Annotated in this window: 16 protein-coding genes; 3 read left to right on the top strand and 13 right to left on the bottom strand. The window is 46.1% G+C overall.

What is annotated here, in order from left to right; translation table 11 throughout:
• Window positions 1-5: 5 nt before the first annotated feature.
• The 12 genes from ACRD7P_RS08925 to ACRD7P_RS08870 all read right to left on the bottom strand — a co-directional run bounded on the left by ACRD7P_RS08925 (window position 6) and on the right by ACRD7P_RS08870 (window position 16,410).
• The gene (locus tag ACRD7P_RS08925; RefSeq protein WP_430907204.1) at window positions 6-755 is read right to left on the bottom strand and encodes an SDR family oxidoreductase; all 750 of its coding nucleotides are present in this window, start codon (window positions 753-755) and stop codon (window positions 6-8) included.
• A 51-nt stretch (window positions 756-806) separates the two neighbouring features.
• Complete coding sequence (locus tag ACRD7P_RS08920) at window positions 807-1,388, bottom strand: TetR/AcrR family transcriptional regulator (protein ID WP_430907203.1); 582 nt, start codon at window positions 1,386-1,388, stop codon at window positions 807-809.
• Between the two features lie 222 nt (window positions 1,389-1,610).
• On the bottom strand, window positions 1,611-1,982 hold the full coding sequence (locus ACRD7P_RS08915) for a SnoaL-like domain-containing protein (protein ID WP_430907202.1): 372 nt from the start codon (window positions 1,980-1,982) through the stop codon (window positions 1,611-1,613).
• Between the two features lie 155 nt (window positions 1,983-2,137).
• The gene (locus tag ACRD7P_RS08910) at window positions 2,138-2,560 is read right to left on the bottom strand and encodes a DUF2141 domain-containing protein (RefSeq protein ID WP_430907201.1); all 423 of its coding nucleotides are present in this window, start codon (window positions 2,558-2,560) and stop codon (window positions 2,138-2,140) included.
• Between the two features lie 30 nt (window positions 2,561-2,590).
• Entirely contained in the window at window positions 2,591-3,025 is a 435-nt protein-coding gene (locus ACRD7P_RS08905; protein ID WP_430907200.1) for a hypothetical protein, read from the bottom strand.
• Window positions 3,026-3,082: 57 nt separating this feature from the next.
• The gene (locus ACRD7P_RS08900; protein ID WP_430907199.1) at window positions 3,083-5,125 is read right to left on the bottom strand and encodes a prolyl oligopeptidase family serine peptidase; all 2,043 of its coding nucleotides are present in this window, start codon (window positions 5,123-5,125) and stop codon (window positions 3,083-3,085) included.
• A gap of 173 nt (window positions 5,126-5,298) precedes the next feature.
• A complete protein-coding gene (locus tag ACRD7P_RS08895; protein WP_430907198.1) occupies window positions 5,299-9,303 on the bottom strand; it encodes a DUF2194 domain-containing protein in 4,005 nt (1,334 codons plus the stop codon).
• Window positions 9,300-11,273 (bottom strand): hypothetical protein, encoded by a 1,974-nt coding sequence (locus tag ACRD7P_RS08890; RefSeq protein WP_430907197.1) that lies wholly within the window; start codon window positions 11,271-11,273, stop codon window positions 9,300-9,302. Before ACRD7P_RS08890 ends, ACRD7P_RS08895 begins: the two co-directional genes overlap by 4 nt.
• 6 nt (window positions 11,274-11,279) lie before the next feature.
• Window positions 11,280-12,098: an endo alpha-1,4 polygalactosaminidase gene (locus ACRD7P_RS08885; RefSeq protein WP_430907196.1), complete on the bottom strand. Its 819-nt coding sequence runs from the start codon at window positions 12,096-12,098 to the stop codon at window positions 11,280-11,282.
• Window positions 12,085-13,692, bottom strand: a complete 1,608-nt coding sequence (locus ACRD7P_RS08880) for a hypothetical protein (protein WP_430907195.1) — start codon at window positions 13,690-13,692, stop codon at window positions 12,085-12,087. Before ACRD7P_RS08880 ends, ACRD7P_RS08885 begins: the two co-directional genes overlap by 14 nt.
• A gap of 31 nt (window positions 13,693-13,723) precedes the next feature.
• A complete protein-coding gene (pelF, locus tag ACRD7P_RS08875; protein ID WP_430907194.1) occupies window positions 13,724-15,232 on the bottom strand; it encodes a GT4 family glycosyltransferase PelF in 1,509 nt (502 codons plus the stop codon).
• 161 nt (window positions 15,233-15,393) lie between these two features.
• The gene (locus tag ACRD7P_RS08870) at window positions 15,394-16,410 is read right to left on the bottom strand and encodes an endo alpha-1,4 polygalactosaminidase (protein ID WP_430907193.1); all 1,017 of its coding nucleotides are present in this window, start codon (window positions 16,408-16,410) and stop codon (window positions 15,394-15,396) included.
• Window positions 16,411-16,673: 263 nt separating this feature from the next.
• Here ACRD7P_RS08870 and ACRD7P_RS08865 point away from each other — a divergent pair, with 263 nt between their 5' ends.
• From ACRD7P_RS08865 to ACRD7P_RS08855, 3 genes are read left to right on the top strand one after another with little or no spacing between them, the layout of a single operon-like run.
• Window positions 16,674-17,654, top strand: a complete 981-nt coding sequence (locus ACRD7P_RS08865; RefSeq protein ID WP_430907192.1) for an FAD:protein FMN transferase — start codon at window positions 16,674-16,676, stop codon at window positions 17,652-17,654.
• Window positions 17,654-17,863 carry a DUF4266 domain-containing protein gene (locus tag ACRD7P_RS08860; RefSeq protein WP_430907311.1) on the top strand — a complete coding sequence of 70 codons (210 nt, stop codon included), beginning with the start codon at window positions 17,654-17,656 and terminating at the stop codon, window positions 17,861-17,863. The genes ACRD7P_RS08865 and ACRD7P_RS08860 overlap by 1 nt, the downstream gene beginning before the upstream one ends.
• Entirely contained in the window at window positions 17,850-19,196 is a 1,347-nt protein-coding gene (locus ACRD7P_RS08855) for a DUF3570 domain-containing protein (RefSeq protein ID WP_430907191.1), read from the top strand. The genes ACRD7P_RS08860 and ACRD7P_RS08855 overlap by 14 nt, the downstream gene beginning before the upstream one ends.
• Before the next feature lie 496 nt (window positions 19,197-19,692).
• On the opposite strand, the gene ACRD7P_RS08850 is transcribed toward ACRD7P_RS08855, so the two are convergent.
• Window positions 19,693-20,514: a ZIP family metal transporter gene (locus tag ACRD7P_RS08850; RefSeq protein WP_430907190.1), complete on the bottom strand. Its 822-nt coding sequence runs from the start codon at window positions 20,512-20,514 to the stop codon at window positions 19,693-19,695.

Genomic DNA, 20,514 nt, shown 5'->3' with positions numbered 1-20,514 from the left:
GGCTTTTAAATCTGTGCCAAGCCACCGTCAACGGAAAGTTCGATTCCGTTTACGTAACTCGCTTCCTCAGAGGCTAAAAAGAGAACGGTATCGGCAATTTCTTTTGGAGTTCCGAAGCGTTTTAGCGGCACCGTAGCGGCAAAACCTTGCCCCATTTCGTTAATGGCCTCTTCACTCATTCCCATTTTGTCATAAATAGGGGTTCCGATGGGGCCCGGCGCAATAGCGTTTACCCGTATTCCCCTTGGGGCCAATTCAGTGGTCAACACCCTTGCGTAAGCTCTTAACGCTCCTTTCGTGGCACTGTATACCGCTGCGTTATCAAACCCTTTTTGGTGTACGATAGAGGTATTAAAAATAATGTTGGCACCATCGTTCAGCTGTGGGATGGCACTCTTTACCAAAAATGCCGGTCCTTTGATGTTGATGTTGAATTGCGAATCGAAGTGGTCTTCGTCTATCTGGTCGGCCGGCATAAAATAGGCCACCCCCGCGTTCACAAAAAGCACGTCGATCTTTCCATAGGTCTCCACGGCAAAATCGATCAACGATCGGTTGTCCGCAATGTTGGACTGATCGGCCAAAAAGGTCGCGAAGGTTCCGCTGAGTTCTTTTGAGACCTCGTCCAAGGCTTCCTGTCTTCTCCCAGAGAGCACTACCTTGGCACCTTCTTCAAGAAAACGCTTGACCGTTTCTAAACCTATTCCCGAATTTCCTCCGGACACCACTACTACTTTGTCATTAAATCTACTCATGATATAATTATTATATTCTGAAACAATCGTTTCAAAAATAGTTAAAAAAATTTATGCTAAAATCTCCAACATGCTATCGATAATACTCTTAAGGGCTTTCCGGTCCCTGATCAGCATCCCGGTCATCCTAAACCCCTGAAAGCTATTGAAAATATGATACGTGTACGCTTCGGCATCTTTATGGGTATTGATCACCCCTTGTTGTTGGCCATCGATAATCAGGTTTTTGAACAACTGCAACAAACCGTCCTGGCTTGTCAGCAGCCATTGTTTTACGCCATCGTCCTGATTGCCCATTTCGGACTTGCAATTCATGCCAAAACAGCCTTTTCCGTCGGAATCGTCCATGATTTCGGGCAAAAAACCTTCAAAAATAAACCGAATGGCCTCCAAAGGGTCCTTGGCTTTTACCAGCGCTTTTTGGAATACACCTCTAGACTCTTTTTGATAGTGTTCCAACGTTTCCTGGTAGAGTTCCAATTTGGAACCGAACGTATTGTAAATACTAGATCGGTTAAGCCCCGTGGCATCGACAAGGTCCTGCATGGAGGTGCCGTTAAACCCCTTTTTCCAAAAGACGTCCATTGCCTGTTGTAAGGTACTATTTCGTTCAAATGCTGCGGTACGTGCCATTTTGCTATGAATACGGAACAAATATATAATGAAACGATCGTTTCATAAAATGATTTAACATTTTTTTGTAAAAGGTAACCATACGATGTTGGTAATACGCTTAAAAAAGTGGAATGTAAAAACTAGAGATTCCGTACGATACGTTTGCCAACAAGCTGCCATTAAAAAAACCATGACCGCTAGCAGCCATGATTTCTGTGGTGTTTTGTATACGGCCGCAGCCTACTGTCCCTGCTCGTCGTAAAAAAACTGTTCTTTTACAATTTTCCCTTCCTTCACTTCGTATACGGCGATTTCGGAAGTCGTGGACCGTTGCCCCGATGGCTTGTGAGTGGTATCCATCTCAAATTTGACCGAAAACCAATTGTCGGCAACAATGGGTTCCGAAACGGTGGTATTGTGGACCTCGAAATTTTCTTGCCACCATTCCCCTTTTTTCTGAATGCCCTCAAAACCCTCGACATAAGCACCTTCCGCTTTGCCATCGTTTTCGATACTTACAATTTTTGGGCTGTACAATTCTTGGTAGGGCGATTCAAAATCGCCTGCTTTACACCATGTCACCAATTTTTCGGCAACTTCTTTTGTATTCATGTTCGATATTTTTAAGGAAGTGGTAAAGACGGTATTGCTAACAGATTGTGTTGTTGTGAATTGCTAGCACGGCCCTCCCCCTTCATTGATTAGGACATACAATTTACAAGATCGGACAATGCCAAGCAACAGTAGTTCCTGCAACAACACCATTGCTATTTCAGGGGTATGGAAATGGAGGTGTCCGAATCGACCTTAAAAACACATTCGTCATAATCGGGAGGCCCGAAGGTTTTCAATTTTCCCTTAGAAAAACCCAGCGCTTCTTTTGGTATTCCCAACAGATTGGTGTCCAATTCGTCATTGTCGTTTTCATCGTGGTAAAGGGCCAAAGCGTAAGTACCTGTCGGCAATTGCTCCAAAACGATGGTGGTCGTCCCTTTTTGGGCTTTTTCTTTTTTCCCGCTAAATATACTTTCCGGTTTTAAAAAACCGTCCGCAGTATTGTATACCCCCACATTGATGGAGCCCTTGGATGAAGGTACGCCATTAACGGAAATGGTCAATTGGTGCTGCGCCATAGAAAAAAACGGAAAGGCTATCAGAAAAAAAAGGATTCTAAAAACGGATATTCTCATGGTAACGGTATTACAACAAGCTTGCCAAATTTACTCGATTGTTTCTTTGGGCAGCTTTTCTTGAAGCGTTTCCAGCAAATTTTGGGTATCGACGGAATCCCGCAAATTTAAGAACAACAATAAAGAGTCTTGATACACCAGTTTTATTTTCTTTTGGGGAAAATTATCGAGGTACACATATACTTTTTCATCGGTAAGCGAATCCTTAAACTCGCGGTAAACGCCCTTTCCCCAGCCAAAGGCCGAAAACCCGTTCAGGCGTTCCATGGGTGGGAGGTGTTCTACCAGTTGCACACTATCCAAATCGGCAAACGGGAGTTCCTTATAATAAAAGCCCGATAGAACGGTGATCCGATCGTTTTCCAATTTCGTCCAGTTTTTGGAATGGGAGGCGAACGCGAGACAACAGACCACAAGGGTAAGTATGATCAACAAGTTCCATAACCAATGCCGCTTTTTTTTCATGTGCCTATTTTTGATGGCCTATAGAAGTATAACGCAAAGTACCGTCATTTATTGATGCTATGGTGCTAAAGTAGCGCCTCCGTAAGTCTCGAACCAGGCCAACGTATGGGCGATTTTAGTAATAAGATTGCTGGGGCGATTGGCGATACCGTGGCTTGCCCCGGGAATCTCCACCAATACCGTTGGTATTTTACGCAGTTTTAGGGCGTGGTACAACTGTTTGGCCTCACTTGGCGGGGTACGCAGGTCGTTCATGCCCACCAGTACCATGGCCGGTGTTTCAATATTCCCCACTAGGGAGAGGGGCGAAAATTTCCAATAGCCTTCAAAGTTCTCCCAGGGCTGTCCGGGGTAACGGCTGTTGGCATATCCGAAGTAGTTGTCCGCCACTAAAGTTTTACTGATCCAGTTCATTACCGGTTTTGCGACCACGGCAGCTTCAAAACGGTCATTTTTTCCGATCATCCAAGCGGTCATGATTCCCCCGGCACTACCTCCCGTAACAAAAAGCTGGTCCTCTTGTGCCCAACCCTTTGCTATACAATGATCGACACCGTCCATTACATCATTATAGTCTTCGCCGGGGTAGTTGTTGTACAACAAGTTGCCAAACTCTTCTCCATAACCGGTACTGCCCCTTGGGTTCGGATAAAAAACGATGTATCCCGCAGCCGCGTACAACTGCATTTCAGCGGAAAACCGATCTCCGTAGTTCAAGATCGGACCGCCATGGTTTTCCACTAAAAAAGGGTATTTTTTTGTAGCATCGTAGTTGGGCGGAAACACCACCCAGGCCTGTATGTCCCTTTGATCTACGCTAGAGGTATACCATACTTCCTTTACCTCCCCCATGGTCCTGTAGTCCAACAACGCCTTATTAAGGTCCGTAAGCATTTGGGGCCTTTCGGCCTTTGCCTTGAGCAGGGCCAATTCGGAGGGATGGTCCGGACGTGTTCGGGTATAGGCGATATGTCCGTTTTTGGCAACACTGAACGAACCGCCCGCATAGGGGCGCCCTATGGATGTACCGCCCAGATCGCCAGCGAGCGTCCTAACCTTTCCGCTAAGGGAAATATGCCCTATTTTACTGTTGCCCTTATCGTCATAAACGAAGTACATGCCGGTACTTTTAGCGTCCCATACCACATTGGAGATGCTCCTATCCAAGGTATTGGAAACCGTTTTTTTATTGCTACCATCAACGTTCATTACTTGGAGTTTACGCGTTTGGTAGGCCTGCACCTTGTCTTCAAAACCAATATAGGCTATGTGTTTTCCATTGGGCGACACCAATGGAGCGGTATCGGGACCGTTGCGATCGGTAAGTGCCTTTATGCTGCCCGCACCTACGGTGACCTCATAAATTTCGCTGTTTCGAAAATCATACTCCCATTCCGTAGAGCGATTTCCGGAAAAATAGATTTTTTTGGCATCCGCCGACCAGGACAACGGACCATTGTGGTTGTAATCGCCCGAACTTATCTGCCTCGGGGCTCCCCCGATGGCCGGTACCGTAAAAATATGCTGGAAACCCGGTTTCAAATACCCCCGGCCATCCGCTTCATGATACAGCCGATCGGTTATTCTCGGGGCATCGGCCCATTTTGCGCCCTTTGGTTTTTTTGGCATTTTGGCCAGAACAGGGGCCGATCGCGCCACTTTCATGGTAAACGCCAGTTCCTCTCCCTTGGGAGACCAACAAATGGAACCGGGACTGAACGGCAGTTGCGTAATTTTAGCGATTTTCCCCGAAGCCGTCCAATACATATAAATTTCCGCACCTTCTTCCGTACTGCTGACAAACGCGAGCCGTTTTCCGTCGGGCGACCATCTTGGGCTGAATTCCGAAACTTCGCGATCGGTCATTTTTTGATGTTGGGTACCATCGGTCCGGACCATCCATAAATTACCGACAGCGGCATCTTTCATGACATCAAAACCCATACGCCTATACACGATATGCACTCCGTCGGGAGAAATCTGTGGGTCGGACACGTACTGCAGGTCAAAAACATCGAGGTATGAAAAATGCGGGTTCTGAGCGGTAGCATTGCTTAAAAAAAAGAGACAGAACAGGGTAAGGAAATACTTTGGATACATGAACGCAAGGTTTAAAGGATACCACTTCAACTTTTAATACCGATTTCCCTTTAACATGGGTATAAAGGATTTAAAGCTTCGGATATGTGGCCTAAACTTACGCATAAGCAAGCAGTTCGACAAGCAGAAAAGAACCACGGAACGTACTCCCGTTCAAACGTTCGGCATCAGGGTCAACGAAAGTTGTAGGATAGCCCCAATTGAAATACGTTGCTATTAAAATTATCGATGGTGTAAAATTCGTATCCTCCGGTAATTCGGGCAAAGTCCTTTATCTTATATGAAATCGTTCCGGTATAGCGTTCGAAATTCGGTTCACCACTTTCCGCAAAAATGGACAGGTCGGCGTTCATTTGAAAGGCCGTTTTTTCCGATCCAAGGCCCACAGCGACCCCACCGCCTCCGTACATTCGGTTTCGTGCCGTCCAATACGGGAACCCGTCCCTTCTGTCAACGGTACCTGCGGTATAGGCAAGCTCTATCAATGGTGACAGGCGAAAGACTTCGTTTTGAAACAGTTCGTATTCGGAACGGCCCAAAACGGTGAGGTCCGCTTCGCTATCGGTATAATGGTTGGCCTCCAAAGACAGGATCTGTTTGGTTTTTGGTGCGATCAACAGTTCGTTGTAACTGGCCAGTTGGGTCCTATAAATATTCAAAATATGCCCCGGTCCGGTACGTACGGGAAAATGTTCCAATCCTAAGGAACTAAAACGTTTTTCGGCATTAAAATTGACCGCTACCCCCAATTGATAGTACAGTTCGTTCAGATCATCACGTTCGATACGGGCACGACCCGACCACGCAGCGCCGTCGGTGGTGTGCTGCCGCACCCGATATTCCAGACCGTAAAGGTTTCGTGTACCGTTGGTATCGCTTTCCGGAATAAAATTGATCGGATACATAAAACTTTGCGTTCCCGAAATGCTGTGCACGTTAAAATGGGAATCGTACAGGTTGTAGCTCACCGTATTGGAGATGGTGTTGGGGTCCAATTGGTCGTTTATGGCGTAACTGTTGGTACTGACCGAATTTCCTTCTTCCATCCTGAGGGCACTGTATAGGTTTTTGCGCACACCGCTATACAATACCTCCCCGGAGCGCTGCAACAGCCCCCTCTTTTGAACGCTGTTCAGCTCTTCCGCTTTTGCGTTGATAATGTTTCGGAGTTTCCCCTGGTCCATGTTCTTTGGCAGTGCGGCGGAAATAGCGGCCGCCCCGTTAACGTCGCCCCGGTACAAACGTAGGGTCGCCATATGCAATTGGGCACTATAGTCTTCCGGATGAATGGCCATATGGTCGGCATACATCTTTTCCACTTCCCCATACTCCTTCAGCTCATAGCGCCAGGAGAGTTTGGAGGTGATCGGAACCTCACCGTTGCTACAAGCGCCCCAGGCCAGGGCCTCCCTATATAATTTGTAATCGGCATAGGCATAGGCAATGCCGGTAGCGTGTTTTTTGAGTTCGGGGGCACAAACCGGTTCGTTACGTATTTCCCGAATGGCCCTTTCGGTATCGTTGGCCAACAATAACTGCAGGTAAAAATCAAAATCGGTCCGTTTCAGTCGATCAAAATCCTTGGTGTTTACCAACCAACCGTTCTTGGTTTCGGGGTCGATTTCACCGCTACATTTCTCCCATTGCAATGCCTTGTCATATCTAAAGTTATCGGCATAGGCCCAAGCAATGGCGGTGGCCATTTCCGAATACAAAGGGTCGCAGGGCGAAATGGTATTCAGCTCCGGCAATAACTGCTCAAAGTCGTTGCCCATTAAATGCTCGATATAGTTTTTGGTATTGTTTTGGTTCGGGGCGATCTTTTTTAATTTTCGCAACGCTTTTAACACCAGCTTTTTGCGCTCCGGTGTATTGAAATACGCAACGTAGGAATCGAGTACCTCTTGGTTTTCGGTATCCGCCATGACCTGTCGGGTAAGCCATTTTTCACGCGTAACAGCGTCGGGGTAGTCTACGGTTTTCGATACTTTCCATGAGATATCCGCCAAACGCTCCGACCCGTTTTTTTGGTAGGCCTTTTCCAGCATTTCCCATATCAAATTTCCCTGTTCCTGCCAACTAAGGTATTGCACATAGTCCAGCCATTGTCGGGTGTTCAGCCGGATTCCGCTGTTGAGTTTTACCGCGATCAGGTTCGTTGCCTCCTTCAATTTGTTTTCCGCGATTAGGTGCGTTAGTTCTTGGTTAAAGGGCGCAAGTATGCTCCGGTCCAGGTCGAACTGCTTTTTGGCGCGCCACGTCTCCAAAACCATGTTTTCATCGGAAATACCCGGCTTACGCTTCTTGGCCTGTAGATCGGGTACTTTTAAAAAGGCCTCCGGAGTTTCTATGGTATACAAAAAACCGTTCAAAAAGGGCGTTTTACCGACATGGGATACCTCGGCAAGGCTATTATCGATAAGGTTTTCATTTTCCCGATCGCCATACATGAACCAATAATGGCCATCCTTTTGACCGGTAAGATTTTCCCCGGAAACCACGTATTCCCCATTTTCCCGAGTATGGGTAAAATAGGCATACCGCCAATTGCGTACCATGTCCGACGATGTTGTGGCATTTTGAAAGCGGACCAGCGGATGCCGTTCTTTAAAATCGGCGATATGCTCCTTAAAACGATCGAAAAGTCCCTTAGTTCCATTTCTCGAACGCCAATTGAGGCTATTGGGGTTTCTATACGCAAAATGGCCACTGGTAGCTTCGTTCGATTCGTCCGGTATCTGGAAAACATCATCGGGGTGTACGAAATGTGTCCAGATTCCGGTAAAAAGATAAAGGGATTCCATGGCCCATAGGCCGTTTTTGTCTATTTCGTAACCGCTGGTGATTCGTGGGAAATCAAAAAATTGATCGTTCAGGGGATCGGGATCGAACTCGCGCCCCCCTCCTTCCTCGATTTCTCCAAAGTATATGCTTTGGATATATTTAATGCTCGGCATGCCCGCTTTGAGTTTGGCCAAACCGACGCTGTCGATATAATTGGACGGTGGAACATAAGAAACGGGAAGTTCCTTAAAGTCCAAGGTTTTCCACTTTTTTGCCGCGGCATGGAGCCCCGTTACCATATACTGTGGTTCCTCCCAGTCCGAGGCCAACAGCGATACATGGTTATAGCCGTGAAAACCCAGTTCATGCCCGCTGGCATACACATCGCGCCCCAGCCAACTGCTTTTCTCCTGAAGCATCCCTTGTTTTTCAAAACTGTTTTTGTCCCACTCCTTAAAGGTAAAGGGAGGGGTCACCAGGGTATTGTAATCAAAAGTCACATAGGCCGTATACGCAATATCTTGTTCCTTGGCGTACTGTTTCATGTCGGGCCACCATATGTCGGTAACATATTGGGCCACCGTTTTTTTCATTTCCAATGCAATGGGCTCCTTGTAAATGTTGTACAGCGGAGAGGGAAAATCGTCCAAAAAAATGGTAGCGGTATTGGCTACCGGATACGGTACGCCTTCCAGGCCGAGCAATACTTGGGCGAACAACAGTCCGCGCATGGCCTTATCCATTCGCAATGTGGAATTGTACTGGACCACTTTGCCCTTACCCAGTTGACGTTCGATGATCAAGGGGTATTCAGCATTGTCACTTCCCCCGGCGAACACCGTGGTATCGTCCGTGAAATTGTAGCGTGAAAGTCCGAGGTGTGGACTTTTATCGCCCTCGTAGTTAAAATTTTGAAGGCCGGGAAGCATCGGTCTGTTGAAACGGAAGCCGAAGGCGGTACTGTCGGTCTCAAAATTGGATGCCGGGTCGAGCCCCAACAAAAAGGCCAAGCGCTCGTCCTTTATCGTTTTGGTAAAGAACAGGGTACCGCCCTTTGCGACAAAATTTTGGAGGGAGTCGATCACCTTGTCCTCCATTCCCAAGGTTTGCGATACGCATAGCACCCGTGTGGTACCGCCCACCTGAAATTCCTTTGCAAACGTTTTCAGAGGAACGGTCCCGAACGGAAGTTTCGTATAATCGGCCAATTTTCGCACATTGGCCATTTCGTCCCTGTTTTCTGGGGACGTTTCGTCAACTATAAATTGGATAATGGCCGGTTCCCGACTCACTTCCGGAGTGTTGAATTGCTGGGTAAAATTATAGATATCCCTTTGGCATCCGACCAGGCCGAGAACGAGCAACAGAAGCGATATGGCATGCTTTAAACTCATAAGTTAAAGATCAGGTCGTTTAAGTTGGAGGCGTTTTTTTTGTTTACGATTTCGTATACCGCCAAGTATTCGTCTTCATAAAAAATAGCTATCTCACGCCCTTTTTCTTCCAAAAGGTCCAATTGGCGTTTCACGTTAAAAGCCGTTTTTGTGGGCGTTGCCAAATGATATTTACTTTCTGATGGATCTGTTTTTGTAATGAAAACAAAAACACTCTGCGGTAGAATGTAATCGGGGTTTTCCGCTAAAAAACGTTTGTCCTCTTTTTTTATCTGATACACCGAGTCGCGTTCCGGATAATTGTTCAAAAACACGTTATAGTTGATAAAATGGTGCTCGTTAGTACTCAAAAACTGTCCGTATTGCTGGTTGACTATGGCATAGGAATACGGCATGTTTTTACTGGACAGATCATCGTACACCTTAAGAATGTCCGCCTTTAGTTCATCTATTTCGCGATAATCGTATTGAAAAAAACCATTGGTAGCATAACCAAAGCCTACGGTCGCCAGAAAGATGAAAGCTAAGGTTATCCCTTTCAGATAATTGTCCTCCGGTATTTTAAGATTCCAGTATTGCTGTCCCGCTCCCAAAAAAATTCCGAGAACGATTACCATCAGCGGACTTAACGATTCGTAATACATATCGATATCGACCCAGGTAAACTGAAAATACCGAAGCGTAAGGAACAGCATGGTAAAAATCAGGAACACCTGCGCGGCCCCCCAACGTTCCCGCTTTCGGTTCCATAGGGGAATGACCATGGCGAGGACCACAAAACAGAACGCCAGATAGCAGAGTACCAGTTTTTCCGGTACCACGATCAACTGCGGGAAATAGGTATAGGAGTTGACCAAAATAAGCGACGATCGTAAAAAATCGAGAAAAGACCTTTCGTTTACATAACAGCCGATCCCGTATACCCCTAGCACAAAGCCGGTTCCGATGGCATATGCGATCAGGCTCTTAAAACGGTATGGCAACAATACTTTTGAACTGAACACCAAAGCAACGCCCAAAAACAGCGGCACCAAGATCAACGCAACGAACAAATTGGTAAAGGCCACCGCAATATAGCCAATGGTCAAAAGCAGTATATAGGGCATTCTTTTGCTTTTTACCTGTTCGGGCAATGCGGAAAACAAAAGAACCGGCAACGCGAAACCCAGCGCCAGATAGAGCGAGTTATGCTCTAACAAAAGGTTGACGTTTATGGGCATGTACCTGTAAAATAGGGCAAAGAAAAGTACACTGATCATAGGGGCGATGAACGCGTCTTTCGTCAATTTCAAAATGATCCAATACAGTACGATCGACAGGCCGAAACCTTCCAGAAGGCCAAAGGAATGCATGGCCATTTCTTCACTGATACCCGTAATTTTCGCATAAAAATTGATCAAGGCCAGCTCGCCTACGAGACCGTTTGTAGTACCGAACCAGCTGTTGGAGTTAAAACTTTTGACGAGTTCCAAATTCTTTATCCAAAGGCTCGATAGCGTATACAGGTCGTTTTTTAGGAACAGATACCGCGATGCAAAGGTACATAGCGATGTAATGGTGGCGACCAAGAGGACAAAACTCACTTTCCTGGTGAAGAAAAAGTTTCTATTGCGCCGTATCAGGGTCCGGAGCCGTACTTTTTTCTCCATGAACCGGAAGAAGGACAATAAAAAACGGCGTTTTTTGGCTTGCAGGCCGTCCGGGATCCGTTTCATCGATCCAAAACCGAAGTACCAAACGATAAGGCCGATCAGGAATACTGACAGAATGGAGAAAATATCGTACATGTTCAGCTGTACCAAGCTAAAAATGGTCAACATCAAAAGACTTCCAAAAAAGATGGTCCGTTTCATGATATAATCAAGACCGTAACGCGTTAGGGGTTGCCTTATAATAATCTGGTGTGCCAAAAGAACTCCGGCAAAAAGCAGGAAAATTCTAAAGGGTCCCAAAAGGATTTTATCGAACAACAACATTTATCGTTTTATTTTTTTAAACTGGGGAACATCTTGTAGGCTTATATTGGCAATAAAAAAGGGAAAACCTATCCGCTGCAACTCCCTTTCGACCTTGTTCCGCATTTGGGCCGTGTCGGCATATTCTATAAGGTAAACCGGCCGATCTCCTTTGGAAACCGCTTTTTTGATAGCGGCCACCAACCGTTTTTTTTCGGCCGCTTTTCGAAACCCGTATGCTTTGGTGTCGAAGCGGTATTCGGTCACTACCGATTCCATAATGATTGCATCGGTCCGTTCCCGCAGCTCGTCCGCCAAAAACAACCCGGAATTTTGCGCGAGAAAGGCATTCGGGTGGTTTTCGTTCAGGCTTTGTACCATTTGCAGTAGTACCCCTTTTTTATCCGTTAAACGCCCCCAGACCGATACGTTGTCGAGGTTGTCCAAGAACAGCCCATCAAAACCTTGCTCCAATATGGAAGCGGCCCTTTGTAACAGTATTTGTTGTGCGTTGCTATCCGAAATATTGATATACCGACTCCCCCAGTGTACATTTTCTTCGATCAAAAATGGGCGGAGCGCTTGAAAGCTTTCCGAGCTCGGGTGCACTTCCGTAAGGCTTAGATATCCCAGAACGCGCTTGTTGTACTTTTTAAAGTCCCGAATGGCCGCCTCGGTATAGTGCTGTGGTTCCACTATAAGAAGATCATATCCCTTTATTTCCTCCGGATCTAATTTTCCATAAGCGATAAAAAGTCCTTTATCCTCGGGCACATCGGCGCTTGACCGGGCAGGGGCCAATAGGGGAAGGAGGATGTAAAAAAGACTAGTAAGCCGCATAATAATGATAATCCAAACGTTTAAAAAAATGGGCCGTTTCCTTTATGGTAAGGCCCGCAAAAACAAGAGCGCCTACCAACATTCCCCATACACTATATTCATAGGAAACGAACCTGCTCAACAAAAAACCCACTCCAAAATTTACCAGACAGGCAATACCCAAGGCGTTCAAGGCGTTCTTTGGCCTGTTAAGCGTAAAGAGGTACAGGCTGTTCAACATCCCCCAAGTCAGAAAAAAATATCCGATACCGCCCAAAATACAGACCTTAACACTCAGCTGGTTCAGGGTTTCCCCGAATTGCGCTTCATATCCCCAAGGTTGTGTTATTACCAAATAGATCAGTCCGGCGGTACCAAGGGCAGTGATGAAAAGGATGGCAATATGGCCCCGATACATCGACCGAAAACGACGATTGAAATTGTTTCTTTCCGAGAACGGGGTGTTGGACTGGTAAACGTCCATAAACTTGCTAAAGGCCGCAATGGCGTACTCCATAACTCCGGCAAGCATAAAAAACATGAGAATTGCCAAGTCCATCCCAATTTCATAGTCTTTCTCGTATAGCAATAGAAATTGTCGCGTAAGCATCATGTCGGCCGACCAGGCCAAAATGCGATCGATAAAAACAAAAATGTAAATCAACATTCCATAAAAAAAGTACGGGTAGTTTTGATAGATGACCATGAGCTGTTTGGGCGCTGTGGTATTGGATACCGTTCGGGCTTTTTTACCCATGAAAAAATACTCCAGAAGGGCCTTTGACAGCAATATTGCCGATGCTATTCCGATCCAGTGGGTCACGTAAACGTTTAAGCTAGTATAAAAATGGAGGGCCAAGGCAATACCCGTGGCCAGCATTACGGCCAACGATATGGCCCACCGTTTCTTTATGGTATGAAAAGGCGCCATTACAAGTAAGAGCATCCCGATCAAAAGCGCATAAAACAGTGTTATGAGCACAAAAGAGGAGGGATAAAGAGAGAGAAAAAAATTGATCAACGCCAGTGCAAAAAAGGTATATAAAATGCCCTTGATACCTGAACCGATAATTTTATCGATGACCATTTTCGCTTTCACATATTCCCGATGATGCCAATAAAAGGAGGCCTGCCTTCCCATAACCTGCACGTACCCCCCCGAAATGATCAACCCTAAAATAACGCCAGCTACCACTGCTGTGGATTGCACAATGTTAAATCCGATAAAGGTCCACAACGAGTACCCAAAAATAATGATGGCAGCCACCTGTAAAAAAATTGGCAACAGGTGAAATATGCCCAAGGGATAAAACTGCGCAAAAAGACGTGTCTTCACCCAGAGGTAACTTGAAACGGGCAATTGTTTTTCTTTGCGCCGTTTTTTGGCCCGTTCGTTATCGTTTTGAAGTGTTTTTGGATCTTTGTTCTTTAGTTCCTGATAAAGATGCTTGGAAAGATCCATTAGGGTGACAAAACCAAAATCCTTAAAAACATCTTTTTCGCGAATGCCAAATGACTCCAAGGCGGCCAAAACGACCATTGGGCTTACGGGGTTTCCGATCTTTGAGATCAATTGATCGGTAGTACGGGCTATATTTTCTTTAATTTCTCGCATGGGGGAGCTAGACCGAGTTCAGCGTGCTGTGTTAGGCATATTTTTTAGGGATTTTGTTTTGGTCCGTATGAAGGTCTTGGTATGTTTTTTCGAAAGCGCTGGTAAAACTTTCGATGGTAAAATTCGCTATGATCTTGTTTCTTGCATTTTCCCCCATCCAATTACGGAGGCTTTTGTTTTTAAGGAGCTGTACCACCTTTTCGGCGATCTCCGTTACGTCTTTCGGTTTACAAATAAAACCGCAGGTATCGTCCAATGCTTCGGAAACGCCCCCTACATCGGTGGCCACCACAGGTATTCCACAGCTCATCGACTCGATTACGGTATAGGGAAAACCTTCCGATATGGACGTAAGTATCGATATGTCGCCCTCGGCGTATAACTTTTCCGGACTACTGTGAAATCCTTTGAGAAAAAAGTGTTCCTCAAGACCCAATTCGTCGATCAACGCCTCGCATTCCAGCGTATATTCCGGAACGGCATCTTTGTTTCCGTACACTAAAAAACGTACTGTAGGGAGCTGTTTTTTTACTTCCGCGCACGTGCGGATCATCGTAAAAATATCCTTGAGGTCGAAAATCCGTGCAGCGGCAACTACGGTGGGAATTCCGTTGAGCGCTTCCGGTTTGGGCACCGGTTTAAAAAAGGTATGGTCCACACCGTTATAGATAACGCTTATTTTAGCGGTATCGGCCCCATAAAAACGCTCCCAAGCCATGTTGAATTTACTGACCGTAGTAATTTTAGAGGCGTGGTAGTAAACCAAACGGGTGATGCACTCCGAAAAACGGATCAGCATTTTTTTAAGGAAGTACGAGTAATCCGCAGTGCTTATGGCGATAAGTCGTTCGCGTATGAACACCCCGTGTTCCGTTACTAAAATGGGGGTATCGTACTTGTATTTTAAGGATAACGCGGGAAGTACGGCAATACCCGAAATGGTCACATGGGAAATGTCGGCCTTGGGAACATCGATGGCGATCGGTATAAGAAAACGATAGATCCAACGCATTGCCGTGGTCACGTCCTCCAAAGTCATATCGCGCAATTCCGCTTCTGGCAGCGCGGTTTTCAAGGTTTCACAGAAAACGTTCCAGACCGCTTCACTGGTCATGGCCACTTTGTAATCATGGGTCTGAAAAAACAGCCACATTTTGTAAAAGCACTCGTTCAATGTAACGGGTGAATGTTTTTCCGAATAGATATGGGTAATAAAGGTTTTGAAATTTGGAACAAAAGATGCTGCAATGACCGCTTCGGAAGTGAATTCGCGGGCCCTTAAAATTTCGGAGTACTTAATATCGTAATCCACGCAATCGAAGGGCTCTTCGGGAGACCACATAGGTACCTGAATAACCTTCCGGACCGAATCGCTGAGCGTATATTTCGGTTCGAGCTCTACCTCCGCGTTGATCGAATAAAGGTAGTATTCGCTATTGCGTACCCTATTGCATAAATCGTGTGCCCATGTGGAGACACCGCCAGTATTGAACGGATACGTACCTTCTGCAATCAGAAGGACTTTTATTTTAGGTTTCAATGGTCAGTGTAATTGTTTACCTCTTGATTTCTCTTTGATTCAATGGTAAATAAAACCATTAGCACTAAAATGCTAAAGTTTTTTAGGTGTAAGTGTTCGTTTCATCTACAAGATGCCTAATACGAATTTTCGGATAATAAACGTAAGAACTATAAAAAACCTTATTTTGATTCAAAATACTCAAAGGCATCGACAATATCCAAGTAGACCCCGTCAAAACCGGTATCGATTATTTTGTCCAAGTAGGCATTTTGGCTACCCATTATGATGCCTTGCCAGTCTTTCTCCCAATACCGGACCTTATAGTTTCCCGCCCATCTTTTGTTTTCTTTTTCCAACCATGATGGCCTGTTAGTAGCCCATCCTTTTTTCCAATAATAGCGATAATCCTCCGCCTCGCCTATGGACATATAGCAGCATACCAAGCGCTCCGAGCCGTTGGCCTTGGTTTTCAACCGTTGTACTTCTTCTGCTGAAAAGGTGGTGCCATCGTGAAAAAAAAGATCGATAAAAACAATATCATAGTTCGATCTTGCTATGGCGTTAAGCACCTCCGGTTTGCTTTCGAAACGTTCGTAGTTCAAAAAAAACAGAAAATTCTCCGCATCGGCCAACGAACGGATGTTTCTTGTATTTTCCCGATAACGCCGTTCGCCAAACTTGGGAATGACCGTTAAATTTCGTTCCGTCGCCACAAAAGGGACATAGCCTTCACTATAGGATTGGTCGAAGGCATCCGCTATCTTTTTTTCCGAACTACAGTAATCGATGACCAAAATGGTATTTCCCGCGCGCTGCGAAACCGCAAGCAATCCCTTCATATATTCCTTACTGCGTTTTGGGGTTTTGCTATTGTCCGAATGATATCCGTAATGCAGGTTTTCCTGGCCGTTTCCATCGATTGCATTGAGATAGTGCAGAATGGGACTTCCGTCGGCATATCCGGTATCGGTGACCAATTCGATCCCATTTTGGGGTATCACGTAAAAACTGGAATCCCTTGCCTTGGCGTATGCGCTGATCTGCCTTATAAAACCACGCATGTCATTGCGGTAGTTCCTTTGTTCGGGGGTAACGTCTTCATTAACCGTTTGGGCCATTTTGCCTTTATGGCGGCCGCAACCGGTAGCGATGAGGGCCAGCATCATTAAAAAATGGACTATGGGTACTCTGATCATAATCGTAGGAGGTATCTTCGGGGGAAACTAAATTTTGTGAAAAGTATGGTTTTTTTGAACAACTAATAGCATGTGCCCTTATAATTGCGATAATGGCCAAACGCGATTTCTTGTCTACGGAACACCTTTGCTAGCAGGTTTTCAGGTCGTTTTGGCCGGTGTCCCTATCTTTTGTGGCGATAAATCCCTAGGTTTATATTACTTTATGGAAATCTTCGTTATTAGTCTAAAGTGCTTTTGGCAGAACCGTATAAATACCGCAATTGAAACGCCTCGTTGTCATTTTTTCGATGTTGATCACCACCTACGGCTGGTCGCAAAATACGTTTAAGCGCTCCCTTATGTTGATGGGGAGCGATTTTGAGATTACGGTGGTCGCTCCCGATTCCGCCGCTGCCGATAAACATATTACCAATGCGGTTAACGAAATGGAACGGATCGAAAAATTGATTTCCTCATGGGACCCCGATTCGCAAACCTCGGAAATTAATAGAAATGCCGGAAAAAAAGCGGTACTGGTGGACCGAGAACTGTTCGAACTCATCGAGCGGGCCTTGGGACTTTCGCAACTTACCGATGGTGCTTTTGACATTACCTACGCCTCCATGGATCACATTTGGCAGTTCGACGGAAGTATGCAAAAGATGCCCAACAGCGAAGAAGTAAAGGCTTCCGTAGCCAAGGTAGGCTACAAGAACGTGGAATTGGATAAAATAAACAGTGCGGTATATTTAAAGCGGTCCGGGATGAAGATCGGTTTTGGCGCCATCGGAAAGGGATATGCCGCCGACAGGGCCAAAAAATTATTGCGGGATATGGGCGTTTCCTCGGGCATTATCAACGCTTCGGGCGATATTACCGCCTGGGGCCTGCAACCTAACGGTGCGCCTTGGAAAGTAGCCATTACCAACCCCATGGACAAACAAAAGGCGTACGGAACCTTACCGGTAACAGAAGGTGCCGTGGTAACCTCTGGAAACTATGAGAAATACGTTGTTTTTAACGGAAAACGCTACTCCCATATTATCGATCCCCGCACCGGATATCCTTCGAACGGACTGGTGAGCGTAACGGTGTTCGCCCCAAAGGCGGAGTTGGCGGATGCCTTGGCAACTTCGATTTTTGTAATGGGCAAAACCGTAGGGCTAAATCGAATCGCCCAAATTCCCGGGGTATCCTGCATTATTATCGATGACAAGGGAACCCTTTTTGCATCCGAAGAAATAGAAATCGCAAAACTATGATGAAACGACTCCTTTTGGCGGTTTGCGCAGCGGCCTTTTTAAATAGTTGCTTGGTAGTAAAGGAATATGAAAAAGCCTACCTGAACGATTCCGAGATGGAACTGACCGATAAAAAATGCAACCGACATGTTTTGGTCGCCCAATCGTACCGTGAAGGTGCGGTAGGTGCCAATGGAGGTAAAACAGGAGGCGGCTGTGGGTGCAACTAAACCAAAAATAGTATCGCCGTTCCAACTGGCCATTGTGCTGACGCTATCGTTTTGGTCGGGAAGTTTTGGGTGCCTTGCCCAAACGGGAACCAATGCCGACAAGCCGACCTATACCAAACGGGTTTTAGAAAGTACGGAAGTCGACCTGATATCGAGCTACTACGCCCAAGAGGGAGAAAACGCGGCAGTGTCCGGGGGTATCGGCACCGAAGAACTGACGGACGCCGCGGGAAGCATCGTTGTTTCCATTCCTTTGAACGACAATGATGTATTGACCATTGATGCCGGGGTATCGGCCTATACCTCTGCTTCCTCAAGTAACGTAAATCCGTTCGATGGAAGCCTACCTGCCGACGCGTTCGTTGCCAGTTCGGGAGCTTCCAGGGCCGATACCTGGGCGAATTTCACGGGTAGTTACAGCCACACTTCGGCAGACCGGAACAAGGTATGGTCGGGTATGGCATCGGTATCTTCGGAATACGACTATTTTTCCATTGGTTTCGGAGGCGGATACGTACAACAGTTCCATCAAAAAAATACCAGTATTAGCGTAAATGCCAAGGTATTTTTGGATGCTTGGGACGCTATTTATCCCTCTGAACTGAGGCCTTTCGCAACGGGAGGTTTTGGATCGTTTCGCCAAAGTGAACTTACCGGAAATACCGATTATGCGCCACAATTTGCCCAATTCGACAATGAAAAACGAAATACCTATGCGCTAGAACTTGGTTTTTCGCAGATCTTGCACCAAAAGGTTCAAGGAGGGCTAACGGTGGATCTGGTACGACAGGAAGGTCTACTGTCCACCCCATTTCAGCGGGTATACTTTTCGGATGTTGCCGATACGTTTTTAGAAGGTTTTCATTTGGCGGACGACATAGAAAAACTTCCCGAGAACCGTTTTAAAGTGGCCTTTGGTGGGCGTCTGAACTGGTTCGCCTCGGAAACGATTGCCCTACGGACCTACTACCGCTACTATTTTGATGATTGGGGCATTACATCGCACACGGCCAGATTGGAGTTGCCGATAATGCTCTCCGATGCGTTTACCGTTCGGCCCTCCTATCGTTTTTACCAACAAACGGCAGCCGACTATTTTGCGCCCTATGATGAACATATGAGTACCGATCGATTTTACACCTCCGATTTTGACCTTTCGGAATACATTGCCAATCAGTATGGTCTAGGGGTTTCGTACACCGATATCTTTACCAAACTGCAGCTGTGGAAATTTGGACTTAAAGCAATAGACATCAACTACTTCATGTATGACCGCGATACGGCCTTTGGATCGTATATCGCCACCTTGGGCATTCAGTTTGTATTGGACTAAGTGTTGTTTTAATTGGAAGTTGGCTGCTGGTAGTGGTTAGTGGTTAGTGGTTAGTGGTTAGTGGTTAGTGGTTAGTGGTTAGTAAAAAGTATCGTTTGAACTTGTGTTTCCTCTCTTTTCTATTCTCTTTTTTCTGTGCTCTTTTATCTCTCAGCGCAGCGGTCTTTTTTCAAATAAATATTTAGTACAAAGTAGTTAGTATTAAGAGGCTTGAACTTGACTCTTGAGCTTGAGCTTGTGTTTGTGATATTTGAGTTTGAATTTGGTACAGGTGTCTCGACAGGCTCGACATGACATCCATTTTTTGGATTGGCGGAAAGGTTCCTTTGTCCTTGTTCTTTTTTTTTAAGCGCAGCGGTCTTTTTTCAAATAAGTAGTATTTAGTACAAAGTAGTTAGTACCAAGAGGCTTGAATTTGGCTCTTGAGCCTGTGTTTGAATTTGATATTTGAGTTTGAGTTTGAGTTTGAATTTGTCCCTTGAACTTGTAAAGTTAACTACCCCAGTCCTACATCCAGCATCATCATAATTATAAAGCCGGCAATAAAGCCCATGGTGGCGATATCGGTGTATTTGTCCTGTTGGGTTTCGGGAATGACCTCCTCCACTACCACAAAGATCATTGCCCCAGCGGCAAAAGATAGGGCGTACGGAAGTATGGGTTCAAAGGTAAGCACGGCCCACGCCCCTAAAACGGCGGCGATCGGCTCCACCAAAGCGGAGGCTTGCCCGTATAGAAAACTTTTCGTCCGGCTCAATCCCTGTCTGCGCAAGGGCATGGCCACTGCAAAACCCTCTGGAAAATTCTGAAGACCGATACCCAATGCCAGCGCTACGGCACCCCCGATACTGGCGCCTTCGAACCCGGCCGCAACGCCACCGAAAAGCACCCCTACCGCAAGGCCTTCCGGAATGTTGTGGAGCGTGATCGCGAGCGTTAATAGCGTTGTTCGGTGCCAAGGGGTTTTAATCCCCTCGCTTTCACTTTCCTTAAAATTGATGTGCAAGTGGGGCAGTACCTTATCCAATCCGAAAATAAAAGCGGCACCCAACAAAAAACCGACTGCCGCGGGAATCACTTTTACAAAACCCTCACCGGAACTCATTTCAATTCCGGGAGCGAGCAGGCTCCAAAAGCTGGCCGCGACCATAACACCTCCGGTAAAACCGAGCATACCGTCCAACAAGGCCCTGTTCATGCCTTTGAACAAAAAAACCAATGCGGCACCTGCCGCGGTAAGTCCCCAGGTAAACAAAGTAGCATAAAAGGCCGCTAAAATAGGGTCGATGGATTCAAAATAGGAAATGATCGCTTCCAT

This window comes from Maribacter sp. 2-571 (assembly GCF_050589625.1).
GTDB lineage: Bacteria > Bacteroidota > Bacteroidia > Flavobacteriales > Flavobacteriaceae > Pelagihabitans.
The sequence above is the reverse complement of the archived record's forward strand: the minus strand, read 5'-3'. Positions and strand labels throughout refer to the sequence as shown.

Coding starts and splice junctions, on each gene's coding strand:
- ACRD7P_RS08925 (WP_430907204.1), bottom strand. CDS start 755: ATGAGTAGATTTAATGACAAAGTAGTAGTGGTGTCCGGAGGAAATTCG.
- ACRD7P_RS08920 (WP_430907203.1), bottom strand. CDS start 1,388: ATGGCACGTACCGCAGCATTTGAACGAAATAGTACCTTACAACAGGCA.
- ACRD7P_RS08915 (WP_430907202.1), bottom strand. CDS start 1,982: ATGAATACAAAAGAAGTTGCCGAAAAATTGGTGACATGGTGTAAAGCA.
- ACRD7P_RS08910 (WP_430907201.1), bottom strand. CDS start 2,560: ATGAGAATATCCGTTTTTAGAATCCTTTTTTTTCTGATAGCCTTTCCG.
- ACRD7P_RS08905 (WP_430907200.1), bottom strand. CDS start 3,025: ATGAAAAAAAAGCGGCATTGGTTATGGAACTTGTTGATCATACTTACC.
- ACRD7P_RS08900 (WP_430907199.1), bottom strand. CDS start 5,125: ATGTATCCAAAGTATTTCCTTACCCTGTTCTGTCTCTTTTTTTTAAGC.
- ACRD7P_RS08895 (WP_430907198.1), bottom strand. CDS start 9,303: ATGAGTTTAAAGCATGCCATATCGCTTCTGTTGCTCGTTCTCGGCCTG.
- ACRD7P_RS08885 (WP_430907196.1), bottom strand. CDS start 12,098: ATGCGGCTTACTAGTCTTTTTTACATCCTCCTTCCCCTATTGGCCCCT.
- ACRD7P_RS08880 (WP_430907195.1), bottom strand. CDS start 13,692: ATGCGAGAAATTAAAGAAAATATAGCCCGTACTACCGATCAATTGATC.
- ACRD7P_RS08870 (WP_430907193.1), bottom strand. CDS start 16,410: ATGATCAGAGTACCCATAGTCCATTTTTTAATGATGCTGGCCCTCATC.
- ACRD7P_RS08860 (WP_430907311.1), top strand. CDS start 17,654: ATGAAACGACTCCTTTTGGCGGTTTGCGCAGCGGCCTTTTTAAATAGT.
- ACRD7P_RS08850 (WP_430907190.1), bottom strand. CDS start 20,514: ATGGAAGCGATCATTTCCTATTTTGAATCCATCGACCCTATTTTAGCG.